General features: G+C 38.4%; 9 protein-coding genes. 5 read left to right on the forward strand and 4 right to left on the reverse strand.

From position 1 onward, the window contains the following. Positions 1-26 precede the first annotated feature (26 nt). From ABDV71_RS16860 to ABDV71_RS16875, 4 genes are all read right to left on the reverse strand, one after another. Positions 27-860, reverse strand: a complete 834-nt coding sequence (locus ABDV71_RS16860; protein ID WP_343534629.1) for a prephenate dehydratase — start codon at positions 858-860, stop codon at positions 27-29. Positions 861-1,128: 268 nt separating this feature from the next. Beyond that, positions 1,129-2,058 carry a sterol desaturase family protein gene (locus ABDV71_RS16865; protein ID WP_343534631.1) on the reverse strand — a complete coding sequence of 310 codons (930 nt, stop codon included), beginning with the start codon at positions 2,056-2,058 and terminating at the stop codon, positions 1,129-1,131. A gap of 3 nt (positions 2,059-2,061) precedes the next feature. Next, entirely contained in the window at positions 2,062-3,120 is a 1,059-nt protein-coding gene (gene aroB, locus ABDV71_RS16870; RefSeq protein WP_343534633.1) for a 3-dehydroquinate synthase, read from the reverse strand. After that, entirely contained in the window at positions 3,120-3,326 is a 207-nt protein-coding gene (locus ABDV71_RS16875; protein WP_343534635.1) for an RNA-binding S4 domain-containing protein, read from the reverse strand. Before ABDV71_RS16875 ends, aroB begins: the two co-directional genes overlap by 1 nt. Before the next feature lie 583 nt (positions 3,327-3,909). On the opposite strand from ABDV71_RS16875, the gene ABDV71_RS16880 reads away from it, so the two are divergent. From ABDV71_RS16880 to ABDV71_RS16900, 5 genes are all read left to right on the forward strand, one after another. After that, positions 3,910-4,818 carry an AraC family transcriptional regulator gene (locus ABDV71_RS16880; RefSeq protein ID WP_343534637.1) on the forward strand — a complete coding sequence of 303 codons (909 nt, stop codon included), beginning with the start codon at positions 3,910-3,912 and terminating at the stop codon, positions 4,816-4,818. A 225-nt stretch (positions 4,819-5,043) separates the two neighbouring features. Next, complete coding sequence (locus tag ABDV71_RS16885; protein ID WP_343534639.1) at positions 5,044-8,172, forward strand: SusC/RagA family TonB-linked outer membrane protein; 3,129 nt, start codon at positions 5,044-5,046, stop codon at positions 8,170-8,172. A gap of 31 nt (positions 8,173-8,203) precedes the next feature. Next, positions 8,204-9,727: a SusD/RagB family nutrient-binding outer membrane lipoprotein gene (locus tag ABDV71_RS16890; protein WP_343534641.1), complete on the forward strand. Its 1,524-nt coding sequence runs from the start codon at positions 8,204-8,206 to the stop codon at positions 9,725-9,727. A 20-nt stretch (positions 9,728-9,747) separates the two neighbouring features. Further along, positions 9,748-11,289: a peptidase S10 gene (locus ABDV71_RS16895; protein WP_343534643.1), complete on the forward strand. Its 1,542-nt coding sequence runs from the start codon at positions 9,748-9,750 to the stop codon at positions 11,287-11,289. 8 nt (positions 11,290-11,297) lie between these two features. Continuing rightward, positions 11,298-12,932, forward strand: coding sequence for a peptidase S10 (locus ABDV71_RS16900; protein ID WP_343534645.1), 1,635 nt, complete (start codon positions 11,298-11,300; stop codon positions 12,930-12,932).

Genomic DNA, 12,932 nt, shown 5'->3' on the forward strand with positions numbered 1-12,932 from the left:
ATTCTACAGTTTCAACGGTTAACCATTTACACTTTATCATTCTTCACGTACTCGCCCATGATGTTAAAGTTGACCGTGAACTTTAATACTTTTCTGATGGCGGTATCATAGTTTTCAATACTTTTCCATTCAATATCTACATAGAAATAGTACTCGTTACGACGACCCAGAACCGGCATGGATTGGATTTTGGTTAAGTTCACATTCAGCTCTGCAAATATTTGCAATACTTGGCTCAATGCTCCTACGTGGTGACCAACCTGAAAACAGATCGATGCCTTGTTAATTCCTTTTTCTACTTCGGTTTTGTCTTTTCTAAGAATTAAGAAACGGGTAAAGTTCTTTTTGTTCGACTCTATTCTTCTTTCAATGATGTCTAGCCCATAAGTTTCTGCAGCTAGGGCATTAGCAATGGCTACGGTATCTTTTAACTGACCATCTTTAATTTTCTTTGCGCAAGCAGCAGTATCATTACCTTCAATCACTTGTATTTGAGGGAACTCTTCAAAGAAATCAACGCATTGTCTGATCGCGATAGGGTGTGAGGTCGCTATTTTAATGTCCTCAAATTTTACTCCGGGTAACGCCAGTAAGTGCAACTGAATAGGTAGGTAAACCTCGCCAACTACTGCGAAATTGTATTCGCGGATTAAGGTATAGTTGGGTAAAAGACTACCAGCAATAGAGTTTTCAATAGCCATTACCACAAAATCGGCTTTGTTTTCATCTAAAACATCGCAAGTTTGTTTAAAAGAATTGCATTCAACGGTTTCAATGTCTCTGCCAAAGAATTTGTATGCTGCTTCTTCGTGGAATGATGCTTTAATGCCTTGTATGGCTACCCTGGTTTTTGTTTTCATAATGTTGTGAAACGAAAAAGGGTCCTGGCTTATTTAGCCAGGACCCTTTCATACATTTTAAATATTTTTATCTATTTTTCTGCATACTAGTCCTGGCTCTTACTAAAGTAGTAAAAGTAACCAAACCAATATGTAGTGTTAAAATTCATTTTTTGCTTTATGTTGCCAAATGTACAGCAACAAATTTAATTTGTCAATAGTTAATTGAAAATATTTTTATCAGAATTTAATTTTGCTGTTTTTGTACTGAAGAACGAAATGGTATTTTTTAGTTGAAGGTTTTAACACTATTTCCAACTACTTTGCTTTTGTTTTCTTCTTCTTTTAGCTCCTGCTGCATGATTTTGGCAATTTTAGTGCTGCCATCATGACTCCAGCCCGGGGGATTAATTACGTATTTTACCTTGTCCCAAAAGGTCGGTGCTTTTTTTACATCTTTCCCTAGGGCTATAAACTCATGAAAAATGATATTTACGGCTCCAGTGTCTTCAGGTTGTGTAGTTAGGCCATATTTTATTTTGTCTTCTGGTAATTCCTCTTGGAAAGTGCCAAACATCCTGTCCCATAAAATAAGTACCATGCCCATGTTTTTATCCAGATAACGCACGTTACAGGCATGATGCACCCTGTGGTGGGAAGGCGTAACGAAGATGTATTCAAAAATAGGGTGGAACTTCATTACGGTCTGTGTGTGTACCAAGTTACCATAAATTTGGGTGATAAGGTAGGCAAACAGGATATCCAAAGCATTAAAGCCCATAAAAGCCAATGGCAAATAAAAAAATACCCTGTACAGCGGTTCAAAAACCGTTGAGCGGAATCCTGTAGTTAAATTAAAGTGCTCCGAAGAATGGTGCGTGACGTGCATGGCCCAAAAGAAACGAACATAATGGCCAACGGTATGTAAAAACCAATAAAGAAAATCTTGCGCTAATACCAATACCGTCCAGTAAATCCATGGGGTTTGAATTTCGAAAAGCCTAAATTGATAGCAATAATCCAATAAGTAAAAGGTAGCGACCTTCATGCTTAGGTTAACTACTACGGCACAAAGCATGAGGTAAATGTTGGTCCAAGTATCTCTTTTGGTGTAAAGTTTTTTATCGTGCCTGTAGCTGAAATACATTTCAACGATGGTGAGCACAATGACAAAACCAAATAAAGTGCCTACAGAAATATCACTTCCGGTAAACTTCATATACTATAAACTATTGTAATAGGTTAAACTCTTAAAAATATCTTCTTTGGTGGCTTTGCAATTGAAAACGCATTTGCCAATTTGATCTAATAAAGAGAACAGGATAAATCCATCTTCATTCTTTTTGTCGCTCTGCATTAAGACCATTAAATCATCAAAGCTGTCTGGTTTGATGTGGTATTTAGGATAAAGCGATAAAATATAGCCAGCAATTTCATCAAGTTCTGCGGTAGAAAGATTACAGTATTTGGCAGATAAATAAGCCTCGCAAACCATTCCTATGGCAATGGCTTCACCATGCGTTAAAGGCTTTTTATCATTTATCAGGGCATATCCCTCTACAGCATGACCAATGGTGTGTCCAAAATTTAAAATCTTGCGCAACCCTTTTTCAAAAGGATCAGTCAATACTACTTCGTTTTTGATTTTAACAGAGTGGTAAATGGCCTGTGCACTGATTTGACGATAATCGCTATTTTTCAGTTCTTGATAATAAGCAGCATCGGCAATGAGACCGTGTTTAATCATTTCGGCAAAGCCGGATAGCATTTCTCTGTCTGGCAAAGTAGCCAAGAAACTGTTTTCAATAAACACTGCTTGTGGCAAAGCAAAAGTACCTACCATGTTTTTCACATTGTCGATATCAATTCCTGTTTTACCACCAACGGATGCGTCAACTTGCGAAAGTAGCGTAGTAGGGATATTGATGAAATCGATGCCGCGTTTGTAGGTTGAAGCTACAAAACCTCCCATGTCGGTAATTACGCCACCGCCAAGATTAATCATCAAGCATTTTCTATCGGCCTCAAAATCCAAAAGGGTTTTCCAAATGCCTATACAGAAATCAATATTCTTGTTTTCTTCGCCCGCATCAGTTTCAATAATATCGAAATCCTCTAGCTCGGGCAAAAAATCTCTAAAAACGGGCATGCACACTTCTGCCGTGGTCGAATCAGCGAAAACAAATACCTTGCTATATTTTTTGGTTGCAAGAATGTCTCTTAACGGCTCTAACCCACTTTCAAAATGAATAAAATGGTCATTGTTTTTTAGTGCTTCCATTAGATTACGTCAATTACTTTGCCCATAAATTCAACTTTGTCGCCAACACGTACCTTTAAGCGTTTGCGATTTTCGGTGGCTCCGTTAACTTTAACTAAACCTTCTTCTACGATAGATTGTGCTTCTCCGCCGCTTTGTACCAGCGAGGTAGCTTTTAGCAATGCAATTAGGGGAATAAATTCTCCTTCAAGTTTAAATTTAATCATGGCGGCGCAAATTTACGATTTTCTAATCGGTTTAATGTCCAGATACTGTTATAATGCGATTATTTACTAGTCTATTACAAACTTCTTTTTACGTTTTTCGACAATGATATAGAATTTTATTTTGTATTTGTTTTATTTTTAGAATATAATTTGTTAAATTTTGTTAAATTTGTTACGATGGCTAGGTTGAAAAACTAAAAATCGTTAGTTATATTCGTTTTATTGAGCTGGGAGAGGTAGATTCTATAAGATAGAATCGTTTATCATTTGAATCTTGGAGGTGCATGCGAAGGAAAAGTAATTTGAAATAACGCTTCTCAAAAATTAAAGCCAATTGACAAGCTTACTGCTTCGATATTGACTTTGGAATGCAACTAAACTAAAAAACATGATAGAAGTAAACAACCACCGGATTGAAAATCAATTTTACATTTTACAGAGAAGGATAAGATATCTGTTGATTTGATTTAGACTATGCCCAGTGTAAGGAAGCTTACAGGTACTTATTGTTCTTGATCATTATCAAATAGTTGATCTTTTAGATGACTAAACCTTATTTGTTGAAAGATAGAAATGTAAAATTATGTCTAAAGCATTAGAATTTACTGTTCCTGATACAAATGATTTTTCAATTGTAATACAGGAAGATGTCCTTCCCTTCTTTTATAAGTACTTTCATAAGCACAAAGAATACCAGATTACCCTTATTTTGAAGGGCGAGGGTACAGCTGTAATAGGAAATTATATGCAGCCGTTAAAAGTGGGCGATATTTATTTCATATCACCAAATGTACCTCATGTTTTTCTTTCCAGAGAGGAGGATTACCAGAACCTTTTACCCAATCGTATTCATGCCGTCCATATTTTCTTTAATCTTGAACGGTTGTCCAATTTGTTGAGTCTCCCAGAAATGATTGAAATAAGGAGCTTCTTGAACCAAGATTTGGCCGGATTGCAACTGTTGAATGGAAATATAAGTTATGTTTCGGGGTGTATCTTGGAGGCCAAGAACAATGCTGGTTTATTAAGACTCATGTCGTTGATCAATATTCTCCAATATGCAAGTGTAAATAGCAACGATTTCAAGTCTTTAGCCACGGGCTTGGTTGAGCATGCTACAGATAACAAAGATCATTTTAGGATGAACGAAGTTTATCAGTATACCTTAAAACATTATGCGGAATCCATCACTTTAGAAAAAATAGCGGAAGTGGCCTGTATTACACCGCATGCATTCTGTAAATATTTTAAAAAACATACCCGTAAAACCTACCTCGCTTTTTTAAATGAAATAAGAGTTAACGAAGCCTGCAAAAGAATATTAAGTACGAGATACAATAGCATCTCGGAAATAGCTTATGATACAGGCTTTAATAGTATCATTACCTTTAATAGGGTATTCAAAAAAATTACTGGAATGGTACCTAAAGAATACATTACCTTATATAAAGTGAGGTCTTCTTCTTTTCCATTGCGAAAAGTGGTGGATTAAAATTCTTAAAATCCAGGATAATTTTTGAATAAAAAAAAGCCGCAAAAGCAATTATCGCCTTTGCGGCTTTTTTTTGCCCTTTATAATAGGATAATTTTTGATTATCAAGTGATAATTATGCCACATCTGTTTTGGGTTCCCTCTTATACATTTGTTTTAGGCAGACACTTTAAACGCATATTAAGTGATAAGCTAACCTAATCAACTAAAACAAAACCAATAATTATGAAAAAAATCTTATTTGTTTTTTTTGTGCTGTTTTCTGCTTGCTATCAAGCACTGGCGCAGGATAAGAAAATTAGTGGAACTGTCATCGGTAAATCCGATAAGCTTCCAATTCCAGGGGTTTCGGTTGTGGTAGAAGGAACTAAGATAGGAACGGTAACCGATGCAAAAGGGGCATTTTCATTAACTGTACCATCGGGATCTACTTTAGTGGTTTCTTTTATCGGGTATATTGCCGAGAAAGTACCGGTTACCAGTAGCTCAACCTATAAAATTGAGATAGGGGAGAACGTACAGCAACTTGCAGATGTGGTGATCACTTCATTCGGTATCCAAAGAGATAAAAAGACTTTGGGGTATGGAGTGGGTACCGTATCAGCAGAAAAACTGACAGATGCGCCAACACCTGATGTTTCCAATGCCCTTGCCGGAAAAGTGGCGGGTGTGCAGGTATCGGGCTCTGGGGGTGCATTTAATAGTTCTAACGTTACGATACGTGGTTTCTCCTCCTTCACAAGGAGTAACCAACCATTGTATGTTGTTGATGGTGTACCTATTGATAATAGCGGCGGTGGTAATAGTGTAAACCAAGGTGCTTCAACTTCTAACAGGGTATCTGATATCAACCCTGAAGATATTGAGAATATCAGCGTACTTAAAGGGGCAGCAGCAACAGTGCTTTATGGCTCTAGAGCTGCTTCTGGTGTGATTTTGATCACTACTAAAAAAGGTAAAGGTGGGACAAAAGCCCAAGTATCACTAACCTCAAGTATCAATATAGGGTCTATGAATATATTTCCTGAGTACCAAAATGAATATGGACAAGGTACAAATGGCATTTATGGCGATGCAACCAATCCTAATAGATGGGTAGCCCGCTCTACTTCGTGGGGACCAAGAATTACCGGTCAGTCTGTAGAAAATATTTTAGGCCAAACTGTGCCTTTACAGGCTTACCCTGACAACGTAAGAGACATTCTTCAAAATTCAACTGGATTAGACAATACCATCAGTTTCTCAGGGGCAGATGAGAAATTTAATTATCGTATTTCATATGCTAATAGTACTACCGATGCGTTGGTGCCGGGCAATAAGATGAACAGAAATAATTTTTCGGTAAATGCTGGAGCAAATATTACTAGCAAACTTAAGTTGAGTACCTCCTTTTCGTATACCAACAACATGTCTGATAGAACACAGGCGGGTAATCAAGGTGCCAACCCATTGTGGAGAGGTATTTATGCCCCTCGTAGCTATGATGTAACCGGTTTGCCCGTAACTACTCCTGCAGGAGATCAAATTTGGTATTCATCCTCGGAAGAAAACCCTTATTGGTCTATTGAGCACATTACCCGTAATGAAGAGCTGAACCGTTTCTTTGGGAACATTAATCTTAAATACGACATTACCAACTGGTTGCAAGCCGATTTGAAAGTTGGTGCCGATGTGTTTTCTATGATGAACGCAGGTTTTGATGATAAGGGCGTGCGTAGTAATGCAAACACAGGTTCTGCCGGAAAAGGTGGTTTGATACAATCTAGAAATATGCGTCGTAACCTGAACAGTTATTTTACGTTGACAGGTAATAAAACTTATGGTGATTTTAACCTTTCCCTCACTTTAGGTAATGAGATCATTTCTAATTACGCCAATAACCTATCCACAACAGGTCTTGAAATCGTTGTTGCGGGATTTAAAAACCTAGACAATTTTACTTTGATAAATTCCAGTAACTCGTACAGCAAAAACCGCATGATGGGTGTATTTGGAGACTTGTCAGTACAGTATAAATCTTGGTTAAACGTCAACTTAAAAGCAAGAAACGATTTCTCCTCAACACTGATTCCTAAAAACAGATCTATATTTTATCCAGCAGTTGCTGTGAGTTTTGTGGCTACTGAGGCATTCCCGTCATTAAAGAGCAACGTGTTGAACTCTTTGAAAATAAGAGCAAATGGTGGTGAGGTAGGTAAAGGCGGAAGTCCTTACGAAACTGCTACTTACTACGTGAAAGCAGGTTCGGCAGACGGTTTCAGCTCAACCAGCGTAAGTTTTCCTTATAACGGACTGGCTGGCTATACCTATTCAAACGGAGCAGGTAACCCTGAATTGATGCCTGAGTTTACCAGAGAAATAGAATTGGGAACCGATATTTCAATGTTTAAAGGCAGATTAGGCTTAGACTTTTCGGTATATAAAAGAGATTCAAGAGAGCTGATTTTTAACGTACCTGTAGCTTATTCTTCAGGCTTTACTTCTACCGTAAAAAATGCAGGTAAACTTTCTACAAAAGGGGTTGAGTTTTTATTGAGCGGCACTCCGGTTAAAAGTAACAACTTTTCATGGGAAGCCTCATTAAACTTTACCAAATTTAAATCAGTGGTGAAAGAATTGGCTCCAGGTGTTGAGCTGATTTCCTTGGGTGGTTTTACTTCACCAAACATTCAAGCGGTAACAGGGCAGGAGTATGGGCTTATTTACTCTAATAGATACCTTAGAGATGCCCAAGGCAGAATGATCATTAAAAGCAATGGTTTGCCACAAGCTACCAATGATGTATATGCAGTTGGAAATCCAAATCCAAGATTTACGGCAGGATTAACTAACTCGTTTAAATACAAAGCCTTTGGGTTGTCGTTCCTGTTTGACTTCAAGTATAAAGGTGATCTAATGTCGCGTACCATTGGCGATTTAAGAATCAATGGTGTAGCCAAGGAAACAGCTGAATACAACCGTTTTAATGCAGATGGTTCAGTTTCGAAACCGTACCTGTTTGAAGGGGTATATGCCAATGGACAACCTAATACTACCTATGTTTCTGCACAGGAATACTGGGGCTTAAGTGGTAAATATGTGGCTTGGGAAGGTTATGTACTTGATGCCACTTTCCTTAAACTCAGAGAGGTTACCCTTACTTATGAACTTCCGAAAAAGTTATTGGATAAAACAAAATTCATTAGCAGGTTACAACTGTCTGCTTATGGAAGGAATTTGTGGACTTATGCACCAAATTTCCCTCACTTAGATCCTGAACAAAATTTAACAGGTATTTCTAATGCCAGAGGTTTGGAGTTTGGTATTACACCGGTTTCTAAAGTATTTGGCGCAACCTTAAGAGCCTCTTTTTAATTAATTGATTTAAAATTTCAAAACATAAGTTATGAAAATAAATAAAATAATTGCCTGTACCGGAATAGCATTACTGAGCATTTCCGCTCAATCATGCAAAAAGTTTTATGATGTGAATGATAGTCCTAACAATATTCAGGAGGCACCAATAGAACAATTATTACCTTCCATTACCGTAGCTGTGGGGTACGTAGGTGTAAGTGATCTTTATCGTTATAGTGGCTTAATGGCACAACAGTTTACGGGTAATACAACAAACGTATCTCAAACTTTTAAAGAATATGAGCGATACAATATCAATAGCTCTGATGTAAACAATCAGTGGTCAAATATTTACGCCGGTATTTTGGCTGATATTGACAAATTGATACAAAAGGCAGATCAACAAAATAGTCCGCATTATGCGGGAGCGGCCAAATTGATGAAAGCCTATATCTTTCAATTGCTTGTAGATTCGTGGGGTGATGTGCCTTATACCGAAGCAACAAAGTTTTTGGATAATCTGAAGCCTAAGTTTGATAAAGGAGAAGATATTTATAGAGATTTGGCCCGCCTGATTGACGAGGGAATTGCTGATGTGAATAAAGCAACTTCTGTGTTGTCGCCAACTAAATACACCACCATTTATGCCAGCACCGATTGGAATGTATCTAAAAAACAATGGACGCGTTTTGGCAATACCTTAAAACTTCGTCTGTTTATCCACTACACGGCAAAAGACGCAGCCTATGCTTCTACTAAAATCACTGATTTGATCAACAGCGGCGCAGAGTTTATGCAATCTAATGCCGATAGTTTTGTGATGCCATTCTTGGCAGTCGCAGGTCGTCAAAACCCTAATGCAAGTGTAGAAGGAGGTCAGTTTAAAAATGCGTTTTTTCCTAATAAAACCATTGTAACCATGATGAATGCGAAGTCGGATCCACGCCGACCTGCTTATTTCATTCCTTTTCCCTACAACTCATCACCGGCGACTTATAAAGGTGGAAATGCCACAGAGGCTGCTTCTGTTGCTTATTCTAGACTAAATACCTTCCTTAAGGGAACTGCTACAATTAACACCATAAGTATGAACTCTGATGGTTCGCTTAAAGATGGAAGCATTACTTGGGGAGGCGAGGCACCTGCAAGATTGTTGACCTTTGCAGAGTATAATTTCATCCGTGCCGAAGCTGCTTTAATGTTAAGCGCTCCGGGCAGTGCCCAAACCTTTTTTGAGAATGGAATTAGGGCATCTATGCTAGATGCGGGCGTAAGTGCAGCAGATATTACCACATATATTGCCGCAAACGGTACCTTAACCGGCACCGATCAGCAAAAATTGGAACAGATCATCAATGAAAAGTATACTGCAAATTTTGGAGTGGTCATGGAACCATGGACAGACTGGAGAAGAACAGGTTATCCAGCTTTAACTGCCCTGCCAATATCGGTAGCCGTTTATGATAAAATTCCACGATCATTGGTTTATCCTCAGTATGAGAAAAATAGTAATCCTAATGTGCCTGCCCGTGCAGATATGATGGCTAGAGTATTCTGGGATGTTCGTCCTTAAAATTTAAAAGAGATACATTAATGAAAAAGATTTTCATATTTCTGATTGCGTTCACTGCCACACATTTTGCATGGTCGCAAAAGAACGATGCTTCCAAAACCGCTAACAATACAGCGGTTTTGGAAAATCAGGCACCCAAAGAGAGTGCATTAACCAAAACAACCAAGTCATCCGTAACCATAAATGGCAAGGTCATCAATTACACAGCCACAACCGGTTTCATGGAAATCAAATCAGAAGACGGTAAAGTAAGAGCAAAAATGGGCTTCACAGCTTATACCAAAGATGGTGTTGATGACCTCACCAAAAGACCCATCACCTATACCTTTAACGGAGGCCCTGGTTCAGCTTCCCTATGGTTGCATATGGGCGTTATAGGTCCCAGAAGAATTGTGATGTCTGAAAAAGGAGAAGCTTTAGCACCACCATATTCCTATACCAATAATGAATATTCGTGGTTAGATCAATCAGATTTGGTATTTATTGACCCGGTAGGAACAGGTTTCAGTAGAGCGGTAAACGGAGTAGATAAACAAGAGTTCCATGGTTACGATGAAGATATACAATCGGTAGGAGAGTTTATAAAGTTGTATACCACACAAAATAAAAGATGGGGTTCGCCTAAATTTTTGGCGGGTGAAAGTTATGGGACCACAAGGGCTGCCGGGTTATCCATGTATCTGCAAAATGCTTTTAAAATGTACGTGAACGGTATCATGCTGATCTCTGCGGTATTGAATTTTCAGACCATCCAATTTGTAGTAGGTAATGATTTACCTTATCCATTGTATTTGCCAAGTTATGCGGCCACCTCATGGTATTATAAAAAACTGAGCCCTGAACTACAGGCAAAAGATATCAAAACATTGACTGCCGAAGTAGAGAAATATGCCATTAATGAATATACTACAGCCCTAATGAAAGGCGACCGTATGTCGGCAGCAGAGTACGGTAATGTGGTGAAGAATTTAAGTAAATACACCGGTCTTTCAGAAGACTTTATCAGACAAACCAACCTACGTATTAATCTAGCTCAGTACAATAAGGAACTGTTAAGAGAAGAAGGTAGAACTGTAGGTCGTTTAGACAGTCGTTTTACGGGTAGAGATTACAACGATACCGGTAGCCAAAATGAATATGACCCAAGTAATACAGGCACCATATCGGGACCTTATACTCACGGAATTTTAAGCTATTTTGGTAAAGAACTGAATTATACCAACGACTGGACTTATTATACTTTAGGTGGTGGTTTGGGCAGATGGAATTACAGTAACGTTCAAAATTCTTATTTAAATGTTGCCGAGTATATGCGTAAGGCGATGGCGCAAAGTCCTTCAATGAAAGTATGGGTGTTAGGTGGTTATTATGATTTTGCTACTCCTTATTTTGCTTCAAAGTATGTGATTAACCACATGGGTTTACGTCCTGAGCAGCAAAAGAATGTAGACTTCACCTATTATGAAGCTGGACATATGCTTTACATCCATATGCCATCATTAAAACAAATGAAAGTAGATGCAGATACTTTTTATGGTAAAACTTTAAAGGAAATTAACTAATGAAGACCATGTCTTATCAAAAAAATACGGCGTATGTTGCGATGGCATTTGTATTATCCGTTTTTGCCATACAAGCTGCCGCACAGCCGGGGAGAGGAAACGCACAACCAACACCGTCTACTTTTCAGTCGGCCTCCACAAGTAAAGCAGAAGCACCAGTTCCTTTGCCAGTAAATGCTAACGGAGAAATTATTTCCAATTCACCTAATATTCCTCCTCCAGTGGTGACCAAACATAGCATTACCGTAAAAGGTCAGGTAATTAACTATACTGCTACAACTGGTTATTTACAACTCGCCAACGAAGACGGAAAACCTAAAGCGAATATATTTTTTACAGCCTATACCAAAGACGGTATCCCCAATAAAAATAAAAGACCCATTACCTATACGTTTAACGGTGGACCAGGTTCGTCATCGGTATGGTTGCACATGGGGATTATGGGACCAAAAAGAGTTCTTTTTACCGATAACGGTGATTTGTTGCCACCTCCGTACAGCTATGTAAATAATGAATACACTTGGTTAGATAAAACGGATTTGGTTTTTATTGATCCGGTAGGTACGGGATACAGCAGAGCGGTTACTGGAGAAAACGAAAAACAATTTTACGGTTACGTAGAAGATATCCAAAGTATGGGCGAAGCCATCAGATTATACAGCACCAAATATGAAAGATGGAATTCGCCCAAATTTTTAGCTGGCGAAAGCTATGGCACCACAAGGGCATCGGGCTTGTCTGATTACTTGCAGAGCAAATACAAATTTTATTTAAACGGCATCGTGTTGATCAGCTCAATTTTAAACATGCAAACCGCCCGTTTTGATATTGGCAACGATTTGCCTTATCCGCTGTTTTTGCCAACTTATACGGCTACCTCGTGGTATCACAAAAAACTACCTGCAGATCTGCAATCAAAACCCCTGAAAACGGTGCTCAAAGAAGTTGAAGATTTTGCTTTACAAGAATACAATATCGCATTGATGAAGGGCAGCGATTTAACTGCTGATGAGTATGAAACCATCGTAAACAAACTGAGCAGGTACACCGGACTTTCTAAAGAGTATATCCGCCAGACTAATCTGCGAATTAATATCCAAAAGTATGATAAGGAGTTGCGTAGAAAGGAAGGATTAACCGTTGGCCGTTTAGACAGCAGATACACCGGAAGAGATTACAATGATGTAGGAGATCAGCCCGAGTTTGATCCAAGTAACGATGGAACCATTTCAGGACCATATAGCGCGGCCTTAAATCATTATGTAAGAGCTGAATTGAAATTTAAAAACGATCTTTCATATGAAATTTTGGGCGGCAGGGTATCGCCTTGGAATTACAATAATGTTCAAAACCGTTACCTCAATGTGGCCGAAGATTTGAGAAAAGCAATGTCACGAAATCCTTACTTAAAAGTTTGGGTATTATGTGGATATTACGATTTGGCAACGCCATATTTTGCTGCAGAATACACTTTTAGTACCATGGGGTTAAGACCGGAACAGAAGAAAAATGTGAACTTTACTTATTACGAATCCGGACATATGCTGTACGTTCATAAACCGTCGTTGGTACAGACCAAAAAAGATGCAGATAAAATGTATGACGATGTTTTAAGGGAAATCAATGCCGCTCCAGCTAAATAA

The organism is Pedobacter sp., assembly GCF_039594775.1.
Lineage (GTDB): Bacteria > Bacteroidota > Bacteroidia > Sphingobacteriales > Sphingobacteriaceae > Pedobacter.

Bases quoted from the DNA above. Each gene is read 5' to 3' on its own strand.
- ABDV71_RS16860 (WP_343534629.1), bottom strand. From the start codon at position 860: ATGAAAACAAAAACCAGGGTAGCCATACAAGGCATTAAAGCATCATTC.
- ABDV71_RS16865 (WP_343534631.1), bottom strand. From the start codon at position 2,058: ATGAAGTTTACCGGAAGTGATATTTCTGTAGGCACTTTATTTGGTTTT.
- aroB (WP_343534633.1), bottom strand. From the start codon at position 3,120: ATGGAAGCACTAAAAAACAATGACCATTTTATTCATTTTGAAAGTGGG.
- ABDV71_RS16875 (WP_343534635.1), bottom strand. From the start codon at position 3,326: ATGATTAAATTTAAACTTGAAGGAGAATTTATTCCCCTAATTGCATTG.
- ABDV71_RS16880 (WP_343534637.1), top strand. From the start codon at position 3,910: ATGTCTAAAGCATTAGAATTTACTGTTCCTGATACAAATGATTTTTCA.
- ABDV71_RS16885 (WP_343534639.1), top strand. From the start codon at position 5,044: ATGAAAAAAATCTTATTTGTTTTTTTTGTGCTGTTTTCTGCTTGCTAT.
- ABDV71_RS16890 (WP_343534641.1), top strand. From the start codon at position 8,204: ATGAAAATAAATAAAATAATTGCCTGTACCGGAATAGCATTACTGAGC.
- ABDV71_RS16895 (WP_343534643.1), top strand. From the start codon at position 9,748: ATGAAAAAGATTTTCATATTTCTGATTGCGTTCACTGCCACACATTTT.
- ABDV71_RS16900 (WP_343534645.1), top strand. From the start codon at position 11,298: ATGTCTTATCAAAAAAATACGGCGTATGTTGCGATGGCATTTGTATTA.